At 60.1% G+C, this 25,792-nt stretch carries 22 protein-coding genes; 17 read left to right on the top strand and 5 right to left on the bottom strand.

What is annotated here, in order from left to right; genetic code table 11:
* Positions 1–273 precede the first annotated feature (273 nt).
* The 6 genes from ABIE13_RS27010 to ABIE13_RS26985 all read left to right on the top strand — a co-directional run bounded on the left by ABIE13_RS27010 (position 274) and on the right by ABIE13_RS26985 (position 7,404).
* On the top strand, positions 274–675 hold the full coding sequence (locus ABIE13_RS27010) for a hypothetical protein (protein ID WP_354449322.1): 402 nt from the start codon (positions 274–276) through the stop codon (positions 673–675).
* Between the two features lie 166 nt (positions 676–841).
* Complete coding sequence (locus ABIE13_RS27005; protein ID WP_354449320.1) at positions 842–2,098, top strand: TolC family protein; 1,257 nt, start codon at positions 842–844, stop codon at positions 2,096–2,098.
* A gap of 41 nt (positions 2,099–2,139) precedes the next feature.
* Positions 2,140–2,691 (top strand): hypothetical protein, encoded by a 552-nt coding sequence (locus tag ABIE13_RS27000; RefSeq protein WP_354449318.1) that lies wholly within the window; start codon positions 2,140–2,142, stop codon positions 2,689–2,691.
* Complete coding sequence (locus ABIE13_RS26995; RefSeq protein ID WP_354449316.1) at positions 2,688–3,800, top strand: efflux RND transporter periplasmic adaptor subunit; 1,113 nt, start codon at positions 2,688–2,690, stop codon at positions 3,798–3,800. Before ABIE13_RS27000 ends, ABIE13_RS26995 begins: the two co-directional genes overlap by 4 nt.
* A 9-nt stretch (positions 3,801–3,809) precedes the next feature.
* On the top strand, positions 3,810–6,929 hold the full coding sequence (locus tag ABIE13_RS26990; RefSeq protein ID WP_354449314.1) for an efflux RND transporter permease subunit: 3,120 nt from the start codon (positions 3,810–3,812) through the stop codon (positions 6,927–6,929).
* 73 nt (positions 6,930–7,002) lie between these two features.
* Positions 7,003–7,404: a hypothetical protein gene (locus ABIE13_RS26985; protein ID WP_436278494.1), complete on the top strand. Its 402-nt coding sequence runs from the start codon at positions 7,003–7,005 to the stop codon at positions 7,402–7,404.
* An 11-nt stretch (positions 7,405–7,415) separates the two neighbouring features.
* Here the strand turns inward: ABIE13_RS26985 and arsC are convergent, their stop codons facing one another.
* The 3 genes from arsC to ABIE13_RS26970 form a co-directional block, all read right to left on the bottom strand.
* Positions 7,416–7,790, bottom strand: a complete 375-nt coding sequence (gene arsC, locus ABIE13_RS26980; RefSeq protein WP_354449312.1) for an arsenate reductase (glutaredoxin) — start codon at positions 7,788–7,790, stop codon at positions 7,416–7,418.
* Between the two features lie 94 nt (positions 7,791–7,884).
* Complete coding sequence (locus ABIE13_RS26975; RefSeq protein ID WP_354449311.1) at positions 7,885–9,090, bottom strand: exo-beta-N-acetylmuramidase NamZ family protein; 1,206 nt, start codon at positions 9,088–9,090, stop codon at positions 7,885–7,887.
* Entirely contained in the window at positions 9,087–9,650 is a 564-nt protein-coding gene (locus tag ABIE13_RS26970) for a DOMON-like domain-containing protein (protein ID WP_354449310.1), read from the bottom strand. Before ABIE13_RS26970 ends, ABIE13_RS26975 begins: the two co-directional genes overlap by 4 nt.
* 135 nt (positions 9,651–9,785) lie before the next feature.
* On the opposite strand from ABIE13_RS26970, the gene ABIE13_RS26965 reads away from it, so the two are divergent.
* The 5 genes from ABIE13_RS26965 (at position 9,786) to ABIE13_RS26945 (ending at position 15,289) form a co-directional block, all read left to right on the top strand.
* Entirely contained in the window at positions 9,786–10,640 is an 855-nt protein-coding gene (locus ABIE13_RS26965; RefSeq protein ID WP_354449308.1) for a GNAT family N-acetyltransferase, read from the top strand.
* A 227-nt stretch (positions 10,641–10,867) separates the two neighbouring features.
* Positions 10,868–11,665 carry a UDP-2,3-diacylglucosamine diphosphatase gene (locus ABIE13_RS26960; RefSeq protein ID WP_354449327.1) on the top strand — a complete coding sequence of 266 codons (798 nt, stop codon included), beginning with the start codon at positions 10,868–10,870 and terminating at the stop codon, positions 11,663–11,665.
* The gene (locus ABIE13_RS26955) at positions 11,662–12,717 is read left to right on the top strand and encodes a glycosyltransferase family 4 protein (RefSeq protein ID WP_354449306.1); all 1,056 of its coding nucleotides are present in this window, start codon (positions 11,662–11,664) and stop codon (positions 12,715–12,717) included. The genes ABIE13_RS26960 and ABIE13_RS26955 overlap by 4 nt, the downstream gene beginning before the upstream one ends.
* 32 nt (positions 12,718–12,749) lie before the next feature.
* Positions 12,750–14,828, top strand: coding sequence for a polyphosphate kinase 1 (ppk1, locus tag ABIE13_RS26950; protein ID WP_354449304.1), 2,079 nt, complete (start codon positions 12,750–12,752; stop codon positions 14,826–14,828).
* The gene (locus tag ABIE13_RS26945; protein WP_354449302.1) at positions 14,828–15,289 is read left to right on the top strand and encodes a SixA phosphatase family protein; all 462 of its coding nucleotides are present in this window, start codon (positions 14,828–14,830) and stop codon (positions 15,287–15,289) included. The genes ppk1 and ABIE13_RS26945 overlap by 1 nt, the downstream gene beginning before the upstream one ends.
* A 73-nt stretch (positions 15,290–15,362) precedes the next feature.
* Here the strand turns inward: ABIE13_RS26945 and ABIE13_RS26940 are convergent, their stop codons facing one another.
* Complete coding sequence (locus ABIE13_RS26940) at positions 15,363–15,776, bottom strand: PaaI family thioesterase (protein WP_354449301.1); 414 nt, start codon at positions 15,774–15,776, stop codon at positions 15,363–15,365.
* Between the two features lie 229 nt (positions 15,777–16,005).
* On the opposite strand from ABIE13_RS26940, the gene ABIE13_RS26935 reads away from it, so the two are divergent.
* Entirely contained in the window at positions 16,006–16,677 is a 672-nt protein-coding gene (locus ABIE13_RS26935) for a CHRD domain-containing protein (RefSeq protein ID WP_354449299.1), read from the top strand.
* Between the two features lie 182 nt (positions 16,678–16,859).
* Here ABIE13_RS26935 and ABIE13_RS26930 read toward each other — a convergent pair whose 3' ends face one another.
* Positions 16,860–17,645 (bottom strand): helix-turn-helix transcriptional regulator, encoded by a 786-nt coding sequence (locus ABIE13_RS26930; RefSeq protein ID WP_354449297.1) that lies wholly within the window; start codon positions 17,643–17,645, stop codon positions 16,860–16,862.
* 228 nt (positions 17,646–17,873) lie between these two features.
* On the opposite strand from ABIE13_RS26930, the gene ABIE13_RS26925 reads away from it, so the two are divergent.
* From ABIE13_RS26925 to ABIE13_RS26905, 5 genes are all read left to right on the top strand, one after another.
* Complete coding sequence (locus ABIE13_RS26925) at positions 17,874–19,733, top strand: acyl-CoA synthetase (RefSeq protein ID WP_354449296.1); 1,860 nt, start codon at positions 17,874–17,876, stop codon at positions 19,731–19,733.
* Positions 19,730–20,542, top strand: a complete 813-nt coding sequence (locus tag ABIE13_RS26920) for an enoyl-CoA hydratase/isomerase family protein (protein WP_354449294.1) — start codon at positions 19,730–19,732, stop codon at positions 20,540–20,542. The genes ABIE13_RS26925 and ABIE13_RS26920 overlap by 4 nt, the downstream gene beginning before the upstream one ends.
* A 40-nt stretch (positions 20,543–20,582) precedes the next feature.
* Positions 20,583–21,578: a Bug family tripartite tricarboxylate transporter substrate binding protein gene (locus ABIE13_RS26915; RefSeq protein ID WP_354449292.1), complete on the top strand. Its 996-nt coding sequence runs from the start codon at positions 20,583–20,585 to the stop codon at positions 21,576–21,578.
* Between the two features lie 770 nt (positions 21,579–22,348).
* Positions 22,349–22,912 (top strand): CHRD domain-containing protein, encoded by a 564-nt coding sequence (locus tag ABIE13_RS26910; RefSeq protein WP_354449290.1) that lies wholly within the window; start codon positions 22,349–22,351, stop codon positions 22,910–22,912.
* Between the two features lie 171 nt (positions 22,913–23,083).
* Complete coding sequence (locus tag ABIE13_RS26905; RefSeq protein ID WP_354449288.1) at positions 23,084–25,594, top strand: YgiQ family radical SAM protein; 2,511 nt, start codon at positions 23,084–23,086, stop codon at positions 25,592–25,594.
* Positions 25,595–25,792: the final 198 nt, after the last annotated feature.

Below are 25,792 nucleotides of genomic sequence, written 5' to 3'. Positions count from 1 at the left end.
TTGTGGCTCGCTTGTGTACAGTAGTACACGGCGCTCGCCACGCCTAGCCTGGCGCCCCCTGGCTTGGCAACGCGTGGGGGGTTTAATTGATGACACGCCCTAGGAAGGCTTGGCACAAGCTCGTCTGATTTCATCCAAGACAATTACACACGCTCCACGGCGCTGCCGACGGCTGCTGACGACTGCCCAACTCCCTCCATTAGCCCTGTTGGCGAATCGGCTTCCCGCTCGCAAGAGGGTGTTAGCAGTGTGGTAGCTGCTACACTTTTAGATATGCGCCGCTGGCTTGTCATTCTCCTGTTCGTGTTGCTGCCAACCCAGATGACCTGGGCGGCGGTGGCAGGTTATTGCGCGCACAAGCCAGGCACTTTGGTGGTGGACCACATCGGACACCATGACCATGCGCCGGAAATTCATGACAATGATCTGTCTGACCTTTCTTCCAGCGCGGCCAGCACCGCCGGCCCAGACTCAAGCCATGCTGCAGACTCCGGTGCGCTGGATTTGGAGCACGACTGCGGACATTGCCACGGACAGCTTGCCGGCCTGTTGATCAGCGCTCAGCAGTTGCAACTCGATAGGTCCACCAGCGCGCCTGTCCGCGCCGGTGATGAACCGCGCCCACCTTACGCGGCCGCGGAGCCTGAGCGCCCTCAGTGGGCACGCCTCGCCTGACCGGCGAGGCGGGGTTTTTCAGCTTTCTACCATCCCGTCTGCGTCCTGACGCGGACCGTCACGCACGGTCCGTCAGGACACGCTGCGACCTGTTCAAGGCGTTTTAACCGCCGCTAGTCGCTGCTCGCCGGTCTCCTGTGTGTTTCCGTCAACACTGGAGAATCGGATGCATTCCAGATCAAGAATTTCAATTGGTTTTCAGCAGGCGACGCTTGCCATTTTCATTGCCTGCGCCGCTGTCGGCGCATATGCCCAAACAGCAGAGTCTTCGGCCAGCTTGAAGGCCACCTTTGATGCGGCCTGGGCGCGCCAGCCTGAATTTCAGGCCCTTGCTGGGCGCAGGGATGTCGTGCAGGCCAATCGGCGCGCGGCTTCCGCCTGGACCCCCGAAGCGCCCGCGCTTGAGCTGACCCACAAGACCGACAGGCTGACGCGCAACGACGGTTCACGTGAATTTGAAGTGGGTATTGCCGTGCCCCTCTGGTTGCCGGGTGAGCGACGAAGCAGCGGTGCGCTGGTCGACGCAGAAAGCGCGGCGGTGGAGAGCCGAGCGGAGGCCGCTCGTTTGCGGCTTGCGGCGACCGTGCGCGAGGCGTGGTGGAACTGTCAGCGCGCGCGCAATAGCGTTGATATGGCGCATGCCCAACTGGAGAATGCGCGCCTCATTGCGCGAGATGTTGCTCGTCGAACCAGGGCCGGGGACTTGGCGCGTGCCGACCAGCACCAGGCCGATGGCGCTGTCGCTGCGGCAGAGGCGGGTGCGGCACAGGCGGAAGCGGAACGAATCACAGCCTTGCAACAACTGAAGGCGCTGACGGGCTCAACCTCGGCCGTAGAACCGGCCCCCCCCGACTTCCGTGCAGAGGCTGAACCTTCTGGTTCAGAGCTTGCTGTGCATCCCGCCCTTGTTGAACTGCAAGATCGCGCCAAAGTGGCAGAGAGAACGGCGGCGTTGGCTGCCACGCGCTCACGTGCCAACCCAGAGTTGACCTTGGCGACCACGCGCGATCGCGGAGGTGCCGGAGAGCGCTACGGGCACACGGTTTCTGTGGGCATCCGGATACCGCTGGGCGCCGGACCGCGGTATGACAGCCGCATCGCAGCCGCCCGGGCCGACGCGTTGGAAGCCCAGGTGCAGCTTGAGCTGGACCAGGCGCGCCTGCAGTCGGATCGAGAAACCGCTGTGGCTCGCGTGGGTGCTGCCCGCAGCCAGGTGGTGGCTGCTGAGCGGCGGGCTATCCTTGCACGCGAAACACGTGGCTTTTTCGACAAGTCCTTCCGCCTGGGCGAAAGCGACCTCCCAACGCGCCTGCGTATTGAAAACGAAGCCAATGAAGCCGAACGCCAGTCGGCGCGCGCACGCATAGAGCTGGCTGCCGCCATTTCTCTCTGGCGCCAGGCATTGGGCCTGCTCCCGCAGTGATGTGTGTTGCCAGGCTTTTAATCCTCTCACTTGAACTCATCATGAAACCTGTTTCTTTCTTGGCAGTGCTCTGCATCGCCACTGCGCTTTTCCTGCCAGCATTGGTGCTTGCCGACGAGGGGCATGATCATGGCAGCGCAGCGCCCGCAGCCATGGGTCCTTCATTGCCCCGCTTTGCGGCCGTCTCTGACCTCTTTGAACTCGTGGGTGTGCTCGAAGGCAAGCGAATCACGCTCTGGCTTGACCGCGCTGCCGACAATGAGCCGGTCACGAACGCCCGCATAGAGCTAGACATAGCAGGCGAAAAATTCAAGGCGGAACCGCATGAAGACACCTATGAAGTCGTTCTGACTGCTGAGCCCACGCCCGGCGTCTTGCCCGTTACGGCCATTGTTGCCGCTGGCAGCGACAACGATTTGTTGGCTGGCGAGCTTGATCTGCATGAACAAGCGCACGCCGAGCCAGTCTCACCTGCCGGCGCCTGGGCTCGCTATGCGAGCTGGGTCGGGGGCGCGCTAGCGCTCTTGGTCCTGATTTTCTTTGCTCGCCGCCTGTCGGCGTCCCGCCAACGCCGTCCTGGAGATGCCGCATGAACCTGAAAAATATTCTTTTGATTTTGACGGCGGCTTGGTCGCTGAGTTTTACCTCGAACTCGTTCGCAGGGGAAGGGCATGAGCATGGCGCCGAGTCTGCTGCGGTCAATTCCAATGGCCCACAGCGTTTGCCAGACGGCGCCGTTTTTCTGCCCAAACCTGCGCAACGTCAGCTCGGGGTCCGGACCTTGCTCTCAGATGAAGCCGATCTTCCCAGAACGTTCGAATTGAATGGCAAGGTGGAGATGGACCCCAACGCAGGAGGCAAGGTTCAACCAATCAACGCAGGCCGTCTGGAATCAGGACCCCGAGGCTTGCCTGAGCCCGGCCAGAGAGTGCGCAAGGGGGAGGTGCTGGCTTATGTGGTGACTTCGGCTTCACCCATTGAGCGATCAAATCAATCAGCGCAGTTGGCGGAGCTCCGCGCCGCCAAAGGGCTTGCTGACAAGCGCGCCGCGCGCTTGCAGGAGTTGTCCGATACGGTGCCCCGCAAGGAAATCGAAGCTGCGCAGAGCGAAGCCGGTAGCCTTGCCGAGCGCATAGCTGCCGTCGGAGGCGGGCTCTCTAACCGCGAGGCGCTGCTGGCTCCGGTCTCCGGCGTCGTTGCATCCATCAACGCCGTGGCTGGTCAGGTCGTCGACGCGCGCGAGCTCGTCTTCGAAATCGTTGACCCTGCGCGCTTGCGCATCGAAGCGCTGAGCTTTGATCCAGCCATGGCGGCCAACGTTGGTGGCGCCTCGCTGGCGCTCGGAAAAGAGCGTATGCCCTTGACGTTCATTGGCGCCGCCAGAAGCTTGCGCGAGCAGGCCTTGCCGTTGGTGTTTCGAGCTCAAGGCGCTTCACTTGATGCTCTGGCAGTGGGTCAGCCGGTACGGGTTTTTGTTCAGAGCAAGGACAAAATCAAGGGCATCGCCGTGCCGGTGGCGGCGCTGATGAAGAACCCGGCCAATCAGACCGTCGTCTGGGTGAAGACTGCGCCCGAGCGTTTCGAGCCTCGCACGGTCACGGTGGAGCCGCTCGATGGCGTGAGCGTCGCAGTGACCTCTGGCCTCAAGCCTGGTGACCGTGTGGCCACGCAGGGGGCCACCTTGATCAATCAGGTGCGCTGAGGAGTCCGTATGTTCAAGTGGCTTCTCGACAATAGCCTCGCCAATCGATTGCTGGTGATCATTGCCAGTGTCGTGCTGATGGCCTATGGCGCTTTCACACTCTCGCGCACGCCCGTGGATGTGTTTCCGGATCTCAACAAACCCACCGTAACCATCATGACGGAGGCCGGGGGCATGGCAGCGGAAGAGGTGGAGCAGCTCATCACCTTTCCGCTGGAGACCACCATGAACGGCTTGCCCGGCGTAGAGTCTGTGCGCTCCACTTCTTCGGCAGGTCTGTCATTTCTGTATGTGACCTTCAATTGGAGCACGGACATCTTCCGCGCCCGGCAGCTGGTGTCTGAACGTCTTTCTGCCATGGAGGAAGGCTTGGCAGAAGGCGTGGTCCCGCGCATGGGGCCCATCAGCTCCGTCATGGGGGAGATCATGCAAATCGCCATTCCGGTCGATTCGCAGAAGATCACCCCCATGGCGGTGCGAGAGTACGCGGACTGGGTCTTGCGACCTCGTCTGTTGTCCGTACCCGGTGTTGCGCAGGTCATTCCTATAGGCGGCGAGGTGCGGCAGTTTCAGGTGCAGCCGAACACGGCTCGCATGGCAGAGCTGGGCATCACACATGATCAGCTTGAGACGGCGCTCAAGGGGTTTTCAGCCAATACCTCGGGCGGCTTTCTGGAACTCAATGGCCGGGAATACCTGATCCGCAACCTGGGTCGTACCTCACGCCTGGACGATCTGAAGAACCTCGCAGTCAGCTCAACCAGGGGGCAGCCGATTCTGCTGCACCAGATTGCCGAGGTGGCGTTTGCCGCCGCCATCAAGCGCGGCGATGCCGGCTTCGAAGGTAAACCTGCGGTCATTCTGGGCATACAGAAACAACCCACTGCCGACACCATTGGCTTGACCAAGTCCATAGAGGAAGCGCTGGCCGGGTTGAACGCTTCACTGCCCGCAGGCATGGAGAAACCACGCGTCACGTTCCGTCAGGCCAGCTTCATTGAAGCTTCCATCACGACCTTGCAGGGCAAGCTCATAGGCGCTTCGGTGTTCGTGGCTGTGATTCTGTTTTTCTTCCTGGGAACGCTGCGTCCCACCGTTATCGCGCTGACGGCCATTCCTGTGTCGATTTTCATCACGGCACTGGTCTTTCGCTACTTTGGACTGTCCATCAACACGATGACGCTAGGTGGCCTGGCCATTGCGATTGGCGGGCTGGTGGACGACGCCGTGGTGGGGGTGGAGAACGTGCTGCGCAGGCTGAAGGAAGAAAGCATCAAACCCCTCGATCAGCGGCTCGGACCTCTGGAGATTGTGAGCCGCGCGACCATGGAAGTTCGCTCTGCGATCCTCTATGCCACAGTGATCATCGTGCTGGTCTTCATACCGCTCTTTGCATTGCCTGGGTTGGAGGGCAAGCTCTTCGTGCCATTGGGCATTGCTTTCGTGGTCTCCACACTGGCGTCGCTGGTGGTCTCGGTCACGATCACGCCTGTGCTGAGCTTCTATCTGCTGCCCCGCATGAAGAATCTAGACCATGGGGACACCAAGGTGCTTGCATGGTTGAAGGCGCGTTACCGTCACAGTCTGCAGGCCGTTCTGCTCCGGCCCAGGGCGGCACTTGTAGCCGCCTGTCTGGCAGTCGTGGCGGCAGTGGCTTCCGTGCCATTTTTCCCCACCACGTTCTTGCCGCCTTTCAACGAGGGGACTCTGCTGATAGGGCTGCGGCTGAACCCTGGCGTAACGCTGACGGAAAGTTCCTTGCTGGCCAGGCAGGCAGAAATGCTGGTCAGCAAGGTGCCAGAAGTCACCCATGTGGGCCGTCGCAGCGGCCGTGCCGAACTGGACGAGCATGCAGAAGGGGTTCACGTGAGCGAGCTGGATGTCGGACTCAAACCGGCTTCGGAGCTGACGCGGTCCATGGACGATATCAAGGCAGATATCCGTTCACGCCTGGTCAACTTGCCGGCAGCGCTGGAGATCGGCCAGCCCATCTCGCACCGCATCGACCACATGCTGTCAGGCGTGCGTTCACAGATTGCGATCAAGATCTATGGGGATGATCTGGATGCCTTGCGTGGCCAGGCGGATTCACTGCGGCAAAGGCTGGCGGCCATTCCGGGCATAGCGGACCTGCAGATAGAGAAGCAGGTGCTCGCCCCGCAGATCAAGGTCCGCGTGGACTACGCTGCGGCCGCGCAATATGGCGTGCCGGCGCCGCAAGTGCTTTCAACTCTGCAGGCTCTGGTAGAGGGCGAGAAGATCACGCAAATCGTCGAAGGCGGGCGTCGCTTTGCGCTGGTGGTGAAACTGCCGGAGTCAGCCCGGTCCATTGAGGGGCTTGGCCAGATACTCATAGAGACGCCCCTGGGGCGCATACCGCTTTCGAAAGTCGCGACCATAGAAGACGGTGACGGTCCCAACCAGATCAGCCGTGACGACGGCAAGCGGCGCATTGTGCTGTCTGCCAACGCGTCGGGCCGGGCGTTGTCGGAGATCGTGGCCGACATCCGTGTCATTGTGAACGACACCAAGCTGCCTGAGGGCCACTTCATCACTCTGGGCGGTCAGTTCCAGGCGCAGGAAGAGGCCTCTCGTCTGGTGGGTGTGCTGTCCATCGTGTCATTGATGTTGATGTTCGTGGTGCTCTACAGCCGCTACAAATCCGTGATTCTGTCGGCCTTGATCATGGTGAACATTCCGTTGGCGCTGGTGGGGGCGGTGATCGGATTGTGGCTTTCCGGCCAGCCTCTCTCGGTAGCGGCACTGGTCGGATTCATCACGCTTGCCGGCATCTCGGTGCGCAACGGCATTCTCAAGATCAGCCACTACATCAATCTGATGCGATTCGAGGGGGAGAACTTTGATCAGAAGATGATCGTGCGCGGCTCGCTCGAAAGGCTTTCTCCTGTGCTCATGACTGCGCTGGTGACTGCCTTTGCCCTGGCGCCGCTGTTGTTTGAGGCCGAGCGCCCGGGCACGGAGGTGCTGCACCCCGTGGCGGTGGTGATCTTCTCGGGCCTGATCAGCTCCACGTTGCTGGATACCTTTCTCACGCCCGCCATGTTTTGGCTGTTTGGCCGAAAGGATGCGGCCAAACTCGTGAGCGACAGAAACGCAGAGGCACTGTGAACACAGAAGCTAGCGCCGCACGCCGCTGCGCGAAACCCAGCACAACTTTTTATACACACTGAAGAGGAAAACCATGAAACTCCATGCTGCCAAGAATTTCGCTACCTTTGTCATGGCTTGCTCCATGTTTGCCAGCGCGGCGCTGGCTGCGGGCGACAAGCACGACCACGCGCATGCGCACAAACCGCTGCACGGGGGTGTCGTCGTCGAAGTCAGAGACATGGACTACGAACTCGTGGCCAAGCCTGAATCCATCCAACTCTATCTACGCGACCACGGCAAGCCGGCCGATATCTCCAAAGCAACCGCCAAGGTCACCTTGTTGACCGGCTCCGAGACTCAGGCGCTGGAACTCAAGCCTGCTGGGGACAAGCTGGAAGCCACTGGCAGCTTCAAGCTGAGTGCTGGCACCAAGGCGGTGGCGGTTGTGATTGTCAACGGAAAGCCCGCGACGGCTCGCTTCACGCTGAAGTAGTCAAGCGCCGGTTATCCGTTCTTCTGAGGGGGGCTGGGGAGGACCTCCAGCACCTTCTCCAGAGGACGTCCCAGGCGCGCGCCCATCGGTGTGACGACGATGGGGCGGTTGATGAGCACGGGCGTAGCCAGCATGGCATCTATCAGTTGGTCATCTGTGAGTGCCGGGTTGTCCAAACCTTGCTCAAGATATTCAGCCTGCTTGGTTCGCACCAGCGCACGCAGAGGCTCTCCCGTTGCCAGAGCAATGGCTTTGAGCTCTTCCCGGCTGGGCGGGGTTATCAGGTATTCCACAACCCGAGGCTCCGCACCGCTTTCGCGGATAAGTGCCAAGGCGCTCCGTGAAGTGCTGCATTGTGGGTTGTGATAGATCGTGACATTACTCATTGGATGATTCTCCTCATGTGCGAAATTCCTGGCTGAAGCAGCCCAAGTCCAACCTCAAGCCAAGCCAGGCGCATTGAATGCAGCCGCGCCCTCATCATTCGTAGAGAAGATAAGGTGCACGCGCCTCCTCCCATGCGGACTCGTCGGGTGTCGTTATCGCATCCAGATCATCAGGCGTAGCCTTGGGGTCGTCAATCCATTCGCGCAACAGCTCGCTACCGTTGATCAGGTCAATGGCCAGGCGGTCACTTTCGTACTCGTAGGCAAAATCGCGCCACAGCGGATAGTCGGGCGCTTGTTTTCGGAGGGCTTTGAACGCCAGGGATTGCAGGCGCCATGGCTTGAATGCCTCGTGGCTGTAGTGCGTGGCATCTTCCACGTGTATCTGCACTCCGGCGCACAGCTTGCCTACATGCTTGTGAAATGTAGGCTCAAACCAGCATTCGCGCAGCACGCAGCCTTGCAGCCACTGGGGTGCCATGGCACGCATATCAGCCAGCAGCCTTCGGGTATCGATATCAGGTGCGCCAAACAACTCCAGGGGCCGTGTCGTCCCACGTCCTTCAGAGAGTGTGGTGCCCTCCAGCATGACAGTGCCGGCATAAGCGCGCGCCATGGAGAGATTCGCTGCGTTGGGGCTGGGGTTCACCCAGCTGCGCTCGCTCGGCCATCCAAAGCCAGGCGCTGCCGCTGGTTGCCAGCCTTCCATCTTGATCACCTGGTATTCAAGTTTGAGTCCCAGACTGTCGACAAACCAATGACCCAGCTCGCCCATCGTCATTCCATGGCGCATGGGCATGGGGCCAGCACCCACAAAGCTTTCCCAGCCGTCTCGCAGCGTCAGGCCCTCCACAGGCCGGCCTGCCGGGTTAGGACGGTCCAGCACCCATACGGCCTTTCCGTGCGAGGCAGCTGCCTCCAGAACGTAGCGCAGCGTAGTGATGAACGTGTAGATGCGGCAACCCAGATCTTGCAGGTCCACCAGCAATACATCGAAGCTGCTCATCATGGCGTCGGTAGGGCGGCGCACCTCACCGTACAGGCTGAATATAGGAATTCCTAGCCTGGGGTCCACGTAGTCGGGGGACTCCACCATATTGTCTTGCTTGTCGCCGCGCAGTCCGTGTTGCGGCCCGAAAGCGGCCGTGAGCTGTATGTCGGGAAGTGCGGCCAGCGCGTCCAGCGAATGGGTGAGGTCTCGGGTGACCGAAGCGGGGTGAGCCAATAGCGCCACCCGACGGTCTGCCAAGGCGGCACGCAGCGCCGGAGTGGCTAAGAGACGTTCTATTCCAAGTTTCATGATATTGAGAATGAGGCTGTCCAGCCTGATTTGCGGTGAAAGTCGTACCGGGCTTCGGGGTGATGCAGCGCCCAGTAGCTCAGGCTGCCGTCCTGCGTTTCGATCACAGCGGCCAGACCCAGGTTGAATGTTTGGTCATGCCGGGGTTCCGAGATGGGCAACCAGGCCTGTATCGACAGTGTTTTCGGCGACTGAGTAAACACAATTTGAGGAGAAATCATCTCCACCCCACGCGTGTCGCGCGTGCGTTCGTCGCTGAAGGTGTAGGCGGCCCAATGGCCTGAAGGGGAGAAATTGAACTCAGCATAGGCGTTTTCGCCTCTCCGGTTCAGGAAGGCTTCAAAGCAAGTGTGCTTCCACAGGTTGTCAGATGGGCCCGGGCTGGCGCTTTGGGCTGGAATTCGGAGTTGAGCGATATCGCCTTGCAGAACGTAATGCACCTGTACGCCCCACTGACCGGCTTGGGCCTGCACATGCGTCGTCACGGCCAACGCCTTGACCGCCGGGCAGGGCGTTAGCGGATGAGGACCGAGTAAATGAGTGAAAGCCTCTGATGTCATGGCCTCTATTTTGGCAGGCCTCACATCGTTGCATGGGCTGAGCTGTCATCAATCATTCACAAATATGACATCGTTTTGTCAGAGGCGACATTCAAGATTGGCAGGCATGGCGAACAAACCGGAAGGAGATAAGAGATGAAGGAACTACCCACACCCACCTTTGCATTGTCACCCTCGGCACACCCCGCTGCGTTGCCTCGGGGGTCACTTCATCCAAGCGGCCAAAGGACGGCTGTGGAGCGGCCTGCAGACGGCCACGGGCAAGGGATTCAGGTGGCCTGGGCGCGCCACCAAGATGAAGTAAGACAGGCCCAGCGCCTGCGTCATGAGGTCTTTGCAGGTGAAATGGGCGCGCGCCTGTCCACCCCCATTCCTGGCCATGATATCGATCTGTTCGACGATTTTTGCGAGCACTTGCTGGTTCGCGACGAGCAGACCCAGGAGGTGATCGGGACCTACCGCGTGCTCACCCCTGTACAAGCCAGGCGCGTAGGCAGCACCTATAGCGACACCGAATTTGACCTGACGCGGCTGCGTACCCTGCGTCCACGCATGGTGGAGCTGGGTCGCAGCTGTGTTCACCCAGACCACCGCCACGGTGGCGTCATCATGGCTTTGTGGGGTGCCTTGGCCGAATTCATGGTGCGCAATCAGCTGGACACCATGATTGGCTGCGCCAGTATTCCCATGCTGCATAGCGGCGTGGTCAGCGGAGATGTGGCAGCCAGCATCTGGCGGCAGGTCAGCTCGACGCATATGGCGCCAATTGAGTGGCATGTCCGCCCGCGACTGGCTCTGCCGGTCGAGCGCCTGGATGGCAGCCTTCAGGTCGAGCCCCCGGCCCTGATACGCGGCTATCTGCGCCTGGGAGCCAAAGTTTTGGGGCCACCTGCCTGGGATCCGGATTTCAACACCGCAGATTTGCCGATGCTCATGCGCATTGCTGATCTACCCGCACGTTATCGCAAACACTTTCTGGGATCTGCCTGAACATGAATGCGCCCTCCAGCCCTCACTTTGGACAGATGTTGCGCGCACAAAGCGATGGGCTTGATGCGCCCCAATCGATTTCATGCATCCCCGCAGCGCGCTTGATGGACCGTGGTCCGGCTTTTGCGGCGTTGCAGCGAGCCGGCAAGTCATGGGAGGCTGCGACGTTGGATGATGGCAGAGGGTATGAAGAGACTCCAGCGCCTCCAGAGTCCTCTTCCCCTGAAATGGCGCGCTATCGCGCCATTTTCATTTCAGACCTCCACCTGGGCACGCCAGGCTGTCAGGCAGGGCCTTTGCTGGACTTCCTGAAAGAGCACACCAGTCAGACCCTGTACCTCGTTGGCGACATCATTGACGGCTGGCAGTTGCGAAGGCGGTGGTACTGGCCGCAACTGCATAACGACGTGGTTCAGAAGCTATTGCGCCGTGCACGCAAGGGCTGCAGAGTGGTCTTTGTGCCAGGCAATCACGACGAATTTGCCCGTGGCTTCGTGGGTTTGAATTTCGGGGGCATCGAAGTGCTGGAAGACACTGTGCACGTCACGGCGGATGGAAAGCGCCTGTGGGTCACCCATGGTGACTATTTCGATGGTGTGATCCAGTGTGCCAAGTGGTTGGCTTATGTGGGCGACTATGCCTACGAGTTCACGTTGAGAGTCAACCGCCATTTCAACAGTCTGCGGGCACGCCTGGGCCTGCCTTACTGGTCGCTTTCCAGCTATCTCAAGCACAAGGTCAAAAAGGCCGTGAACTACGTGAGTGACTTTGAGACTGCGGTGGCTGCCGAGGCACGCCGTCTGGGACTGGACGGCGTGGTCTGCGGGCACATTCACCATGCCGAGATTCGCAGTATCAACGGCACGCTCTATTGCAATGATGGCGATTGGGTAGAAAGCCGCAGCGCCTTGGTGGAGCATCACGATGGCCGTCTGGAGCTGATTTACTGGCAGCCTTTGTCCGGGCACGACGCGCACGCGCAGCAAGTGCCGATGCCTGTGCCTGCTGAAACGGAGCACGTATGAAGCTTGCACTGATTACCGACGCATGGCAGCCGCAAGTCAATGGCGTGGTCACTACCTTGGTGGAGTTGGTGCAACGTTTGAAGGCCAGAGGCGATGCCGTGGTCGTCATAGAACCGGGCCTGTTTCGGACCAGGCCTTGCCCGGGTTATGCGGGCATCGATCTGGCGGTGCGACCTGGCCCTGCACTCAACCGCATGCTGGATGAAGAGCAGCCTGATGCCATCCATATCGCGACCGAAGGCCCGCTTGGCTGGGCTGCCCGGCGTTATTGCTTGCGTCACGGCCTGGCGTTCACCACTGCGTTTCATACCAAGTTCCCGGAGATACTGAACGCTGCGGTGAAAGTGCCCTTGTGGATGGGCTATGCGCTGTTTCGCCATTTTCACCGGCCCTCGTCGGGCGTCATGGTGCCCACGCGCGGTGTGGCGGACATGCTGGCTACTCGCGGTTTTCAAAACCTACGGTACTGGACTCATGGGGTAGACACAGACCTCTTTTCCTTCTCTTCTCAGGCGAGTGAATACCCGCCACTGGGGCTTCTGGCCAGGCCGGTTCAGTTGTTCGTAGGCCGGGTGTCGTACGAGAAGAACATCGAGGCCTTTCTCCAGCTCGATACGCCTGGTACCAAGGTGGTTTGCGGTGTCGGGCCCATAGAAGGGCGGCTGCGTGAACGCTTTCCAGAGGTGTGTTGGCTAGGTGTGCTTCCTCGGGCAGAGCTATCGCGTGTGTATGCGGCGGCTGATGTGTTTGTGTTCCCCAGCCGGGCAGATACCTTTGGCCTGGTGATGCTCGAGGCCATGGCCACGGGCACTCCGGTGGCCGCGTTCCCCGTCGATGGCCCGCTGGAAGTGTTGGCAGAGGTGCCCGGCCAGCCTTGTGGCGGCACCATGCGCATCAATCTGGCCGAGGCCGTTCAGGCGGCACTGCAAATTCCCAGGGAAAACGCGAGGGCGCATGCATTGCGCTTTGACTGGAATCAGGCTGCGCAGCTTTTTGCTGATTTTCTAGTGCCCGCACGCACGGACACTGCTGCATTGAAGCCTGCCTCGTGATACAACGTTAGACGATCAAAATTTCCCCTCAGATGCCTTTGTCTGCCTCCAAATTGCCAGCTATCTTGCAGAAATACCCATTGCAAGACCGTGACCTGAGTATTCTCGGCTTCAATCATCGTGTCATGCACTGGGCGGAGAGGCCGGACGTTCCGCTGCTTGAGCGCTTGCGCTACCTTTGCATCGTCTCGTCCAATCTTGACGAGTTTTTTGAGGTGCGCGCAGAGGCGCATATTTCCGCGTGGCGAGAAACGTCTCGCGTGGATGCCGGTATGCGAAGCATGCTGGATGCTGCCCATGCGCTGGTAGAGCGGCAGTACGCCATCTACAACGGTTCTCTGATGCGGGCACTCGCTGCACAAGGCATGCGCATCGTGTCTCACCTGGACCGCACTGAAGTGCAAAGGCGCTGGGTAAGAGAGCTCTTTCTGCGAGAAGTGAAGCCGCTGCTGGTACCGATCGCTTTGGACCCGGCGCACCCATTTCCGCAAGTCGCCAATAAATCGCTCAACTTCATTGTTCAGCTCAAGGGCAAGGACGCTTTTGGCCGCAGCAACGAGATCGCGATCGTGAAAGTGCCGCGCGTGTTGCCGCGCGTGCTGCGTATGCCTGAAAAAGTGGCAGGCGGGGAGACTCTCTTTGTCATGCTTTCCAGCGTGATTCGTGCCCACCTGGCCGACCTGTTCCCAGGGCGAGAAGTGGGAGAGTTTTCGCATTTCCGGGTGACGCGACACTCAGACCTGTGGGTGGATGAAGAAGAAGTCAAGAACCTGCGTACCGCTCTGCGGCAGGGCTTACACCAGCGTCACTACGGCGAAGCCGTGCGGCTGGAGGTGTCTTCTGCGTGTTCAGACGAATTGGCGCAGTTTTTACTGCGGCAGTTCAAGCTGCCGCCAGAAGCCATGTTCAGGGTGCAGGGGCCGGTGAATCTGGTTCGCCTTCAGCAATTGATTCAGTTGGTGGTTGCGCCTGAGCTGCTTTTCAAGCCGTACGTGGCCAGCTACCCTGCACAACTCAGGGTAGAGCCGGACGAATCCATATTTGACAGATTGCGAAGCAAAGATGCGCTGATTCATTTGCCGTTTGAAAGCTTTGACGGCGTGATCGATTTTCTTCGTCAGGCTGTGCATGACCCGGCTGTTCTGGCCATCAAGCAAACCATCTATCGCACTGGCAATGACAGTCGAATGATAGACCTGCTGATTGAGGCCCAGCGGCGCGGAAAAGAAGTGACTGCCGTCGTGGAGCTCAAGGCACGTTTTGACGAAGAGGCCAATATCAACTGGGCCGAACACCTGGAGCGCACCGGCGCGCAGGTGGTCTATGGCGTAGTGGGCCTCAAGACACATGCCAAGATGCTTCTGGTCACGCGGCGTGAGGGACGCCACCTGCGCCGCTACGGTCATCTCTCTACAGGCAACTACAACCCTCGTACAGCGTCGCTCTACACTGATTTGAGTTACCTCACCGCCGATGCGCGCCTGACTGCTGACATGGAGCAGCTCTTTGTGCACTTGGCCAGCCATAGCAGGCTGCCACGTATGCAACGAATGCTTTTAGCGCCGTTTACGCTTCACAAGCGCATGATTGAAAAGATCCGGCACTCTGGAGAAGCGGCACGCCGTGGCCAACCCGCCCGCATTGTCGCCAAGATGAATGCACTGACCGATCAAGCGATGATAGAAGCGCTGTTGATCGCCGGAGACGCAGGTGCAAAGATCGACCTCATTGTGCGAGGCGCTTGCATGCTGCCAGCCCAGCTGACAAAAAATATCAGAGTGCGCAGCATCATCGGCCGTTTCCTGGAGCACTCCAGGGTGTTTTACTTCCGGGCCGGTGAGAAAGAAGAGCTCTGGCTTTCAAGCGCGGACTGGATGAACCGCAACATGCTGCGCCGGGTGGAGACCGCCTGGCCTGTGACGGACCCCCAACTTCGCCAACGCATCATCGATGAATGCCTGGTCGCGGGACTGCATGACTCTCTCGATGCATGGACCATGGGTGAGGGCGGCAAGTACCACCTGGTCGCGCCCGGGTCTGGCGCTCCAGCACGTGGCTCCCAGGATGCACTGATGGCGCGCTATTCAGCGCAACGAGGAGTTGAAAAGTAATGGACCTTATTTTGTGGCGCCATGCAGAGGCGCAAGAGCCCGAAGGCGACATGACCGATATGGAGCGGGCGCTCACGCGCAGAGGAGACAAGCAGGCGGCGCGCATGGCAGCCTGGCTGGATCGTCAGCTCCCCGACGGAACGCGCATTCTTTGCAGCCCTGCCGTCCGTACTGAACAGACGGTGAAGGCGTTGGCCCGCAAGTACCGGCTGCATGATGAACTGCGCCCTGGGGCGTCGCCCGAGCAGTTGCTGGAATTGGCTGGGTGGCCCAACGCCAAGGCGCCGGTGCTGATAGTAGGTCACCAACCCACGCTTGGAGAAACCATTTCCCGATTGCTTCAGTTAGGCGAGCCCGAGTGTTCGGTCAAAAAAGGTGCCGTATGGTGGCTTCGCAGCCGCGAGCGAGACACCTTGCAGCAGACCGTGGTCGTGACGGTGCAAACCGCTGAACTGCTCTGAATACGACCCCTTGACGTGAGAAGCACGTCAAAACTGGTGCAATCAGTTGGACAGGCGCCAGAGCCAGAAACTCTCACCCCTCTTTGGCGCCCAGTACCAATTGCGTTTGGGTCACCACGGCACACAGCTTGCCTTCGGCAGTCCGTATGCTGGTCTGCCAAACTTGAGTCGTGCGGCCGCGGTGCAGGGCAATGGCTTCGCCGGTGACCACGGTGTTGACCTTGGCTGCCCCTATGAACTTGGTGCTCGAATCGGTGGTGGTGGTGCTTTGGCCTGCGCCAAGATTCAAGACAGTGCCCACCGCGCCCAGCGTGTCCGCGAAGGCCATGTAGGCGCCACCATGGAGTATGGCTCCTGCAGTACAAAGATCAGGCCGAACCATCAGCTCCGCCAGGACGCGTTCGCCGCTGGCCTCGAGCAATCGAACACCCATCAGGCCCGGAAATAGTGGATCAAGAATGCGTTGAACGTCGGGAATAGCGAACACGATAATCCTCCGAGAAAAGGGGCGGGTGGCACGGTGACTATGAGGCAGGATAGCAGGTGAGCGTCGAATCTGACCAGCCAGCCGATCATCTATCTGATCGTCTATCTGATCGCCATCCACCCGCCGTTACCTTGATATTCGTTGTCCCCTGGTACCTTTTGCCTACAATTTAAACTTTCGCTCATAGTCGACGTATTGAACGTCACGCATCGCTTTAAAGGAGTCCGCCATGCCCATGACCACTGCTTCGTTTCCCTCGCGTCATGCCTTGGCCGTGCTGGCTGCTGCCTGTCTGGCCAGTGCCTGCTCGTCGGTCGAGCTGAACCCCCGATACGACCCGCCTCCTGTACGCCTGCCACAGCCACTGCCGGCCCCACAAGCTCCCGTCCCTGTCGATGTAGCTCAGCCTCAGGCCATTCCGCCTTCGCAGCCAGTGCCCCAGGTATTGCCCCCTATAGGCAGCGTTCCTTCGCAACCGTCTGCTCCGCCGCAGGCGCCCGTAGACTCCACCGTCGTCGCGCCGCCCCGTCCCGATGCCCATCTGGTCACATTCACAGGCCAGCTCGATGGCATCAGCGTGGTGCCGGCAACCCGCAGCGCTGGAGCTGGGCAGCTCGATGCGCTGTACGACTCCAACACGCGCACACTGCGCTGGAAGACTTCCTGGAACGGGCTGTCAGGCGCTATCACCAGCGTTCAATTCCACGGCCCTGCAGATGCAGGACAAAACGGTCCGGCAGCCATGATCTGGCCCGGGCCCTTCGGCCCGCGCTACGAAGGCAGAGCGACGCTGACACCGCAACAAGCGGTGGATCTTCTGGATGGCCGTTGGTACGTCAATGTGACGACCAGTGCCTTTCCTTCCGGAGAAGTGCGCGCTCAGCTGCGCATTGTCAGGTAGGCCTTGAAAGCTTGGCGGCAAAGCTGAGCGCTGCTCACAAGCCCATTCTGAGGATCGACCGCCTTACACCGAGTTGCGGTCGATCGACAAGAGCCGTTCGGGCTGAGCCTGTCGAAGAGCCTCACGCGGCGCTTGGACAGTCTCAGCGTGAACGGTTTGATATTTTTGAAAGCAAATGGGTATTAATTGGCGGAGCCCAGGTACCCATTCATCAGCGCAAAAAGCTCATTGCGGTGGTGAATGCCCAGCTTGTCGAAAGCCCGGTCCCTATAGGTCTTCACAGTGGCAGGAGAGAGCTGGAGATCTGCCGAAATCCCCTCGTGCGTCCAGCCCTTGAGCATGCGTTCGCACACTTCGCGTTCACGAATGGTGAGCGAGCTGAGCGCACTGGTCGCCAGCGAGGCGCCAGGGTCCAGAGCCAGATGCCGCTGGACACTTGAAAGAATCAGCGCACATGCGCTTTCTGCCGCATCTATTTCGTCATCGGAAAAGTTAGGTTGCTCCTCTTTCCGGTAGAGGTTGACGGCCAACCAGGCACCTTCGTTTTCACAGACCAGGGATAGTCGCTCACGCAAGGCGTGCTTGCTGTAGATGCGCTCTCGGTGGGCTCGCGGAATTTCGCGTGCATTCCAGTGCACCAGGACCTGCTGCGAGCCGCTGGCCTTTTCACGTGCCTCCATAAAGGTCTCATCGCGCAGGTACAGAGACTTTCTGTAGGCCTGCCATGAATCCAGGGTCCCGTCTGGAGACTGAAAGCTGGCGGTCAGCGGCATGGACGGCGGCATGTCACGGTACAACTGAAATACAGACCACCACGCAATGGGCATGAAGCGATTGATCTGCGCGAGCGCGTCGTTCGCGAAGTTGGTATCGCCTATGCAACCTATCAGTCCAGCCATCGACTCCAGTGCACGAGCGCTGGTCCAGGAACGGATGCGAGTGGGTTGGCTGGCGGAAATGAGCTGCATGCCTGGATTTTGGCTACGAAGGGTCTGAGCTTGGTGTGCGTACTTTCCCGCATGCTATCTCAGCGCAGGCAAGGGTTTTCCCTTGTTTGGTGCGAGCTTTGTCCCCATCGCAGAGGACAGACGGCAGGAGGGATCACAAAGAAAATTTGAACCAGTGCATAGGCTCATGGGCACGGCCCTGACCCCAAGCTGGCGCTTTCTTAGTCCGACTGGCTCCAGGAGCGTCTCTTGAGTATTCGTCCCATTCATTCTCTCAGCGATGTTCGTGCCATCGAATCGCAGTCATTTGAGTCGTATTTGCCCTTCACCAGCGTCATGCACGCCCTGGAAGTGCAAGCGCAAAGGCATCCCACCCGTGCAGCGCTGAAGTACGTAAAGAGTTCAGATCTGGCAGAGCCTGCCCAGCAATGGAGCTACCCCGAGTTAGTGGCTCAGATACGGCGGGCCGCACGCCTGTTCCAATCGCTGTGCGGACAAGAGCAGCCGCGAGTGGCTTTTCTGCTCCCTGCCATCCCTGAGGCGCACTTCACGCTCTGGGGTGCAGAAGCGGTCGGCATCGCTTGCCCCATCAACTACCTGCTGGGTGAGGAACATATTGCCGAGCTCATTCACGCTGCGCAGGTGAACGTTCTGGTGGTTCTGGGTCCGCACCCTGAACTTGATATCTGGTCGCGTGTGGCCGGCATACGCCAGCGATGCCCACAACTGAAGAACGTGTTGGCAGTGGGCGGTTGCGACGCGCTTGGCGCAGGGCAGGGCGATGTACTCGATTTTCATCAAGCCGTCGCATTGCAAAGCGATGCGGCCTTGCGCATCTCAGCCTCATTGGACGATGTGGCCGCGCTTTTTCACACCGGTGGCACCACGGGTAGCCCCAAGCTTGCGCAACACCAGCATCGCAACCAGCTTTGCGCCGCAGCGGGCGCGGCGTGTATGTATGGCGCTTCGGATCAGGACGTCATCATCAACGGTTTTCCGCTGTTCCATGTGGCGGGCTCGTTCGTGTATGGCTTGTCCATGTTCCTGGTGGGTGCGACCGTGGTTCTCCCTACTCTGCTGGGCATGCGAAACACCGGCTATGTCCAGCGCTACTGGCACTTTGCCGAGCGAGAGAAGGCGACGCTGCTGGCGGCGGTGCCTACAGTCATGTCTTCGCTGCTTACTGTGCCCAAGAACGGCGCAGACACTTCAAGAATCCGATGCCTGCTGACGGGCGGATCGCCCTTGCCACCGGATCTCGCAGAGGCTTTTGAACGGCAATTTTCGATGCCGGTACGCAATATTCTGGGGATGACCGAGTGCGGCGGCATTATTGCCATTGAACCCTGTGCAATGGCTCGCACTGCGGGCTCCGTGGGTTTGCCCATTCCGTTTGTGACGGTCCGCGCGGTGAATTCCGATGGACAGGCTGTACCCGCCGGTGAAGACGGCGAGCTGCAAATCCATGGCCCCAACGTCAGCCCCGGCTACACGGACGCCGCGAAGAACGCTGGCGTATTTCTGGAGGGCGGTTGGCTGAACAGCGGAGATGTTGGTCACCTTGATTCGGAAGGGCGCATTTATGTGACAGGCCGTGCCAAGGACATGATCATCCGAAGCAGCCACAACATTGACCCGCTGCTGATAGAAGACACGTTGCACAAGCACCCTGATGTCGCGATGGCAGCGGCCGTAGGGGCGCCTGATGAATACGCGGGTGAGTTGCCTGTGGTCTATGTCACTCTGAAGCCCGGCGCGCAGGCCGACGTCAAAAGCTTGTTGGCCTTTGCCGAACAACACATGCCAGAACGTCCCGCAGTCCCCAAGCAGATCTTCATCCTGGATGCACTGCCCATGACGGCCATTGGCAAGTTCTTCAAGCCCAGATTGAGAGAGTTGGCAACGCAACAAGTCATTGAGTCCCGATTGACGGATCGATCTCTTCAAGCCAAGGTCGTTGCACAAGTGCAGGCTGACAACAAGGGCGTGCAAGTGATTTTCCACTGCGGTGACGACGCGGCAGCTTCTGCGGTCAAGGAAATGATGTTGCCCTTTGCGCTGCGTTGGAGGGTGGCTGATCAAGCGGTTACACAAGGAGCGGCGGCATGAACGGAACCATCCACATGGATAGGCACGGCGAACACGTCGCTGTGATCCGCATCGACAGGCCCGAGGCGCGCAACGCCCTGTCGCCCAAAATGCTCTGCGCGCTGGCCGACGCGTTCCTGGCTGCCCGTCGTGATGCGCACGTGCGAGCGGTGGTGCTCACGGGCGAGGGCGATGCAGCATTTTGTTCCGGAGGCGACCTGGGTTTGACACTGCCGCTTCTGACAGGCGCGCGCGCTCCGCAGGACGAGTTCGACCGGCGCTTGCTTGAGGATGAGCGAACCATGGAGGTCTCGTCCCTGCGCAACTTCGACATCGTCAAACCGACCATCTGCGCTGTCAACGGCACCTGTCTGGCCGGTGGTTTCGAAATGATGCTGGGAACCGACATCCGCATTGCGGCGGATCATGCTCAGTTCGGGCTGCCTGAAGTGCAGCGAGCGTTGCTCCCATTTGCGGGATCCATGGCGCGTCTGCCACGGCAAGTTCCCGCAGCCGTGGCCATGCAAGTGCTTCTGACAGGCCGGCCATTCAGCGCGCAACAGGCATTGCAATGGGGCCTGGTCACGGAACTGCTGCCTCGCGATCACTTGATGGCAAGGGCCCTCGAGCTGGCCGAGCAGATTGCAGGCAACGGCCCCATCGCGGTGCAGGCTGTCCGCCGCGCAGCCATTCAAGGAAGCGGTCTTCCTCTTCACAGCGCGTTTGCTTTGGAGGACGCCGCCAAGCGAGAAGTGTTGAGCAGCGAAGACGCCCGCGAGGGACCGCTCTCGTTCATGGAAAAGCGCGCCCCCCGATTTACCGGCCGCTAAGCCCAGACATACCCCATTACATCAACAAAGGAGCCAACCCATGTCTTTTCATTCAAAGCAGCGTCGACAAGTCTTTCAAACCTGGTTCGCCGTGGCACTTGGCGTGGCCGCTGGCGGAGTCCAGGCACAAGCCAAATACCCCGACCACCCCATACGTTTGCAGGTGGGTTTCGCTCCTGGCACCGGCCCGGACATTCTTGCGCGCACGCTCGCCAAAGGCATGTCGGCCCAGTTGAACCAGCAGGTGGTGGTGGAAAACCGCACAGGCGCCGGAGGCCAGATCGCAGCAACCAACGTCGCCAAAGGTCCCAAGGACGGCTACAACCTGTTGCTCGCCGATGTCAGTGCAATTTCCATCGCGCCTTTCGCATTCTCGAAGATCGGCTACGAACCTTCCAAGGAATTGATAGCTCTTTCGGAAGTAGCGAAAACCGATTTTGTTCTGGTCGTACCCAACAGCTCCCCTGCCAAAGACGCGCAGAGCTTCATGAAAATGGCGGCCGCCAAAAACGGTAAGGTTGATTTTGGGACTTTCGGTGCAGGCAGCCCCGGACACTTTGGCGCCGTCATCCTTGGGCAACTAGGCAGCTTTCCCCTGGAAGCGGTGCACTACCGCCAAACCGGCGATGCCGTCACGGCCACCATCGCCGGCCAGATTGACGGCATATTGATGTCCACCCCACTCGCCATGGCACAGATCAAAGGCGCCAAAGTCAAAGGCCTGGCTACGACAGCGCCCAAACGTTCGCCTTTGCTGCCCGACGTTGCCACCTTCGCAGAGCAGGGCTACCCGAAAGCGGACTTCTCAGCGTGGTTCACCGTGTTCGCGCCCACGGGAACACCTGAGCCCATCTTGCAACTGCTCAGCGAAAAAGTGATTGCTGCGGTGCGCGACCCCGAAATCAGCAAGACGCTGGTTGAGGCTGGTTTCTCTGTGACGGGCACCGGCAGAGAGGAAGTCACGCGCATGATCGCCGCGGATACTCCTCGGTGGAAAAGCGTGGTGGAGGCTTCTGGGTTCCGCGGGGTGGATTGACCTTTTTAGGGGATCTCGCGCCGTCCTCCAGGGGGCGCAACCTGTCGTTTGAATCTGGTCGGTATTTATTCCTTCCCTTTGAGAGAGGGTGGGGCGGGGGTGGCTAACCGGTGAAGGCAAGCAGCGGGGGGTTAACTCCCTCTCCCCGTGGGGAGAGGGCGGGGCGGGGCCGGCCAACCGGTGAGGGCAAGCGGCGGTTGATTGATCGCTGCGGTTACTAATTACCTTCTGCTCTTCACTTGAGGTCGGAGGCCGGGGAGTGCGCCCGGCAGCGCAGCCACCTTCTTTTGGTCCGCCAAAAGAACCTGGCGCAAGAAAAGGCGGCCCCACTTGCCGTGCCTATGCCGGCCGCGACCCTTCACTTCGCTACGGGCAACCTGCGCTGCTCGTTCGAAGGGCGGTGTCGCAGAAACTCCCTGCGTTCGCTTCGCTCACTTCGGTCAAACAACTGCGACAAGCTAGATCACGAAGCAGTGGCATCTTGCAGTGCCACTGCCCGCCCCTCGCCCTGTGCTGCTCGGCACGTCCAGAGGGGTGGGATACCCACTCGGGCCATTGCTTCGCTCGGCCCTACACGTATCAGTCGCAAGCGACGGGTTTTACTCCTTCTCCCGCTTGCGGGCGCCCGGCTAGGGGAGAGGGCGGGGCGGGGCCGGCCAACCGGTGAGGGTAGGCTGCGCCTCCAGAATCAGCGGCGTGTACTAAGCGATGAGAGGTCAAAAACCTCCTGTGTTGCACTTTGCAATCACACCCCACCCCCCAAGAATGTTATGGTTCGCAACATGCTGTTGCCGACCGCCCCCAACACCCCGTCCCTCCGCTCTGCCACCAACCCTTCCCACGCCAGAGCCACCCGCCGGCTCATCGGCGCAGCCCTGCTGGCCTTGCTCAGCGCCTGCGGCACCCAGCCCGTCCTTTCGCCACCTATTAAGTCATCCGCGCCACCGCCGCCGCCGGATCGCGAGCCGCAAATGGCCGCATTCAGCGCGCAACTGAACGGAAAAAGCGTCGTGCCCCGTTCAGACAGCGGCGCGCAAGGCCAGGTGGTCGCTGTCCTCGACCGCAAGACCGGACTTTTCCGCTGGAAGCTGAGCTTCGAAGGTCTGAGCGGCCCGGTGCTCCGCGCGAATTTCCACGGCCCCGCCATGGATGGCGAAGTGGCCAACCCACGCATCGCGTTAGGCCAACGCGGCGTTTCAAGCCCCAGCGAAGGCCGGGCCATGCTCACGCCTTCCCAGCGGGCCGATCTGCTGGCAGGCCAGTGGTATGTCAATCTGAGCACCGCCAAGTACCCAGACGGCGAAATCCGCGGCCAACTGATTGAAAAGCATTGATGGACAAATGCAGCTCGAGAATCACTGATCGAGCCGCCTGGCTCTCCGAAAACTGACCAAAAACCACAGATTTGGGCGTTCCTGTCCCCAGGGGGCGGGCATTCTATCCCTTTTTCAGCAAAGATTCGGCTGAAAAAGTACACTATGGGGTTGTCTTCAAGACTGGCCTACGTGAACGCCCCCATCGACGTTTCCTTTTTTCCGCGCGCCGCCAAGCCCCTTCCCAGTTACAAGCCCTACTGGGCCAAGCGCTTCGGTACCGCTCCTTTTCTGCCCATGAGCCGGGCAGAGATGGATGTGCTCGGCTGGGATTCGTGCGATGTCATCCTGGTAACGGGCGACGCCTATGTCGACCACCCCAGCTTCGGCATGTCCGTCATCGGGCGTGTACTTGAAGCACAGGGCTTTCGGGTCGGCATCATTGCCCAGCCTGATTGGCAAAGCAGCGAGCCTTTCAAGGCATTAGGACGCCCCAACCTCTTCTGGGGTGTCACGGCCGGCAACATGGATTCCATGATCAACCGCTACACGGCTGATCGAAAAATTCGCAGTGACGACGCCTACACCCCCGGTGACATCGGCGGCAAACGGCCCGATCGCGCCGCCATTGTGTACAGCCAGCGCTGCCGTGAGGCCTACAAGGATGTGCCCATCGTCCTCGGCGGCATAGAAGGCAGCCTGCGCCGTATTGCCCACTACGACTACTGGAGCGACAAGGTCCGCCGCTCCATCGTGGTGGACAGCAAATGTGACCTGCTGCTCTACGGCAACGCCGAACGCGCGCTGGTAGAAGTGGCGCACAGGCTGGCGCGGCGCGAATCCGTGGAGAACATTACCGACGTGCGCGGCACGGCCTTTGTTGCCCGCGCCACGCCCGAAGGCTGGTTTGAACTGGATTCGACAGAGGTCGATCGCCCAGGTCGGGTGGAAGATCACATCAACCCCTATCAGACCACCAGCGAGCAAGCGGCTGCGCAAGGAAGTGTCTGCGAGGCTGAGTCAGGCACCCAAGACGCCTCCAAAGCCAATACGCTGGCTGCCGAGCAGCCTTTGCGCTTTGTTCGGGGGGCGGGGCGTGTGTCCTCCACCGGTTCAGTTGCACCTGCGGGTGCCGGCACTGCGTTGCAGGGGGAGGTCGTAGCCACGCCTACGGCCGTTCTTCGTCCGCCACGCGAGCGCACGGTCATCCGTCTGCCCAGCTACGAAAAGGTCAAATCAGACACGGTGCTCTATGCCCACGCCAACCGCGTGCTGCATCTGGAAACCAACCCTGGCAACGCGCGCGCCCTGGTCCAAGCCCATGGTGAAGGAGCCACCGCGCGCGATGTCTGGATCAATCCACCTCCCATTCCGCTCACCACGCAAGAGATGGATCTTGTCTTCGATCTGCCCTATGCGCGCAGTCCGCACCCCAGCTATGCGGATGCCCGAGGGCGCCATGATGGCGAGACCAAGATCCCCGCCTGGGAGATGATCCGCTTTTCCGTGAACATCATGCGCGGCTGCTTTGGGGGGTGCACCTTCTGCAGCATTACCGAGCATGAGGGCCGCATCATTCAGTCTCGCTCAGAAGACTCTATCGTGCGCGAGGTCGAGGAAATGCGCGATAAGGTTCAGGGCTTTACCGGCATAGTGAGCGATCTCGGCGGCCCCACGGCCAATATGTACCGGCTGGGCTGCTCGTCTCCCTTGATAGAGGCCGTCTGTCGCAAGCCCAGCTGTGTTTATCCGGGGATTTGCCAGAACCTCACCACCAATCACGATCCCCTGATCAAGATCTACAAGCGTGTGCGTACGCTCCCCGGCGTTAAAAAGGTGTTGATCGGCTCCGGCTTGCGGTACGACCTGGCAGTGAAATCGCCAGCGTATGTCAAAGAACTCGTGCAGCATCACGTTGGAGGCTATCTCAAGATTGCCCCCGAGCACACGGAGGAGGGCCCGCTCTCCAAGATGATGAAGCCGGGTATCGGCAGCTACGATCGGTTCAAGCAACTCTTCGAACAATTCAGCGAAGAGGCAGGAAAGAAACAGTTCCTGATTCCCTATTTCATCGCGGCGCACCCCGGCACGACCGATGAGGACATGCTTAATCTTGCCCTCTGGTTGAAGAAAAACGGCTTCCGTGCAGACCAGGTGCAGGCTTTCTACCCGTCGCCCATGGCCACGGCGACCACCATGTACCACACCGGGCTGAATACCCTGAAAGGTATTCACCGCGACGAGCGCGCTGAAAAAGTGGATACGCCCAAGGGTGAACGCCGCCGGCGCCTACACAAAGCGTTTTTGCGCTACCACGACTCCAACAATTGGCCTCTGCTGCGCGAAGCGCTGAAAGACATGGGCCGAGCCGATCTTGTTGGTAATGGCAAGCACCACCTCATTCCCTCCTGGCAGCCTCTTTCCGATGGTGGCTACCAGACAGCTCGGCGAAAAAATAGTACACCGGCCACGACCTCGGCTTCAGGCGCATCCGTTTCCGCGAAGCCGCGTGTAGGTTCCTCCGCCGCGGGCAAGGTAGGACGTCGTGACGCCGAGATGGCGGCCTATGAACCGGTTGAGGACGTGCGGTTTCGCACTAGCCGGCCCACACCGGGTCAGCTGCTCACGCAGCACACTGGCCTTCCACCGCGTTCTACGGGCCAGGGCGGCAAGCGAAAAGCGCCTAATCGCAAGCCGAGATAAGCAGCCCGTTCCAGGGCGCTTTAAGGTTTGAAGGGCCTGGGAGCTTTTCGGACTTGGAAGTTGCCCGCTGCAAATGGACCGCATCGGTCCATTTCTCTTTTGCTTCCTGACCCAAAGCGGGGACGGCACACTAGTGGCCTGCGAACCCAAGAGCAGGCCATCCCGGAATGATGGCGGGGCGGATGCTCTCCTCTCCCT

This window comes from Ottowia thiooxydans (assembly GCF_040548795.1).
Classification (GTDB): domain Bacteria; phylum Pseudomonadota; class Gammaproteobacteria; order Burkholderiales; family Burkholderiaceae_C; genus Ottowia; species Ottowia thiooxydans_A.
Note: the sequence above shows the minus strand (reverse complement) of the source record. Positions and strands in the feature narration are given on the sequence as shown.

Bases quoted from the DNA above. Each gene is read 5' to 3' on its own strand.
- ABIE13_RS26935 (WP_354449299.1), top strand. From the start codon at position 16,006: ATGCCCATGACCACTGCTTCGTTTCCCTCGCGTCATGCCTTGGCCGTG.
- ABIE13_RS26955 (WP_354449306.1), top strand. From the start codon at position 11,662: ATGAAGCTTGCACTGATTACCGACGCATGGCAGCCGCAAGTCAATGGC.
- ABIE13_RS26910 (WP_354449290.1), top strand. From the start codon at position 22,349: ATGGTTCGCAACATGCTGTTGCCGACCGCCCCCAACACCCCGTCCCTC.
- ABIE13_RS27000 (WP_354449318.1), top strand. From the start codon at position 2,140: ATGAAACCTGTTTCTTTCTTGGCAGTGCTCTGCATCGCCACTGCGCTT.
- ABIE13_RS26970 (WP_354449310.1), bottom strand. From the start codon at position 9,650: ATGACATCAGAGGCTTTCACTCATTTACTCGGTCCTCATCCGCTAACG.
- ABIE13_RS26945 (WP_354449302.1), top strand. From the start codon at position 14,828: ATGGACCTTATTTTGTGGCGCCATGCAGAGGCGCAAGAGCCCGAAGGC.
- ABIE13_RS26915 (WP_354449292.1), top strand. From the start codon at position 20,583: ATGTCTTTTCATTCAAAGCAGCGTCGACAAGTCTTTCAAACCTGGTTC.
- ABIE13_RS27010 (WP_354449322.1), top strand. From the start codon at position 274: ATGCGCCGCTGGCTTGTCATTCTCCTGTTCGTGTTGCTGCCAACCCAG.
- ppk1 (WP_354449304.1), top strand. From the start codon at position 12,750: ATGCCTTTGTCTGCCTCCAAATTGCCAGCTATCTTGCAGAAATACCCA.
- ABIE13_RS26920 (WP_354449294.1), top strand. From the start codon at position 19,730: ATGAACGGAACCATCCACATGGATAGGCACGGCGAACACGTCGCTGTG.
- ABIE13_RS26995 (WP_354449316.1), top strand. From the start codon at position 2,688: ATGAACCTGAAAAATATTCTTTTGATTTTGACGGCGGCTTGGTCGCTG.
- ABIE13_RS26975 (WP_354449311.1), bottom strand. From the start codon at position 9,090: ATGAAACTTGGAATAGAACGTCTCTTAGCCACTCCGGCGCTGCGTGCC.
- ABIE13_RS26960 (WP_354449327.1), top strand. From the start codon at position 10,868: ATGGCGCGCTATCGCGCCATTTTCATTTCAGACCTCCACCTGGGCACG.
- ABIE13_RS26965 (WP_354449308.1), top strand. From the start codon at position 9,786: ATGAAGGAACTACCCACACCCACCTTTGCATTGTCACCCTCGGCACAC.
- ABIE13_RS26930 (WP_354449297.1), bottom strand. From the start codon at position 17,645: ATGCAGCTCATTTCCGCCAGCCAACCCACTCGCATCCGTTCCTGGACC.
- ABIE13_RS26985 (WP_436278494.1), top strand. From the start codon at position 7,003: ATGAAACTCCATGCTGCCAAGAATTTCGCTACCTTTGTCATGGCTTGC.
- ABIE13_RS27005 (WP_354449320.1), top strand. From the start codon at position 842: ATGCATTCCAGATCAAGAATTTCAATTGGTTTTCAGCAGGCGACGCTT.
- arsC (WP_354449312.1), bottom strand. From the start codon at position 7,790: ATGAGTAATGTCACGATCTATCACAACCCACAATGCAGCACTTCACGG.
- ABIE13_RS26990 (WP_354449314.1), top strand. From the start codon at position 3,810: ATGTTCAAGTGGCTTCTCGACAATAGCCTCGCCAATCGATTGCTGGTG.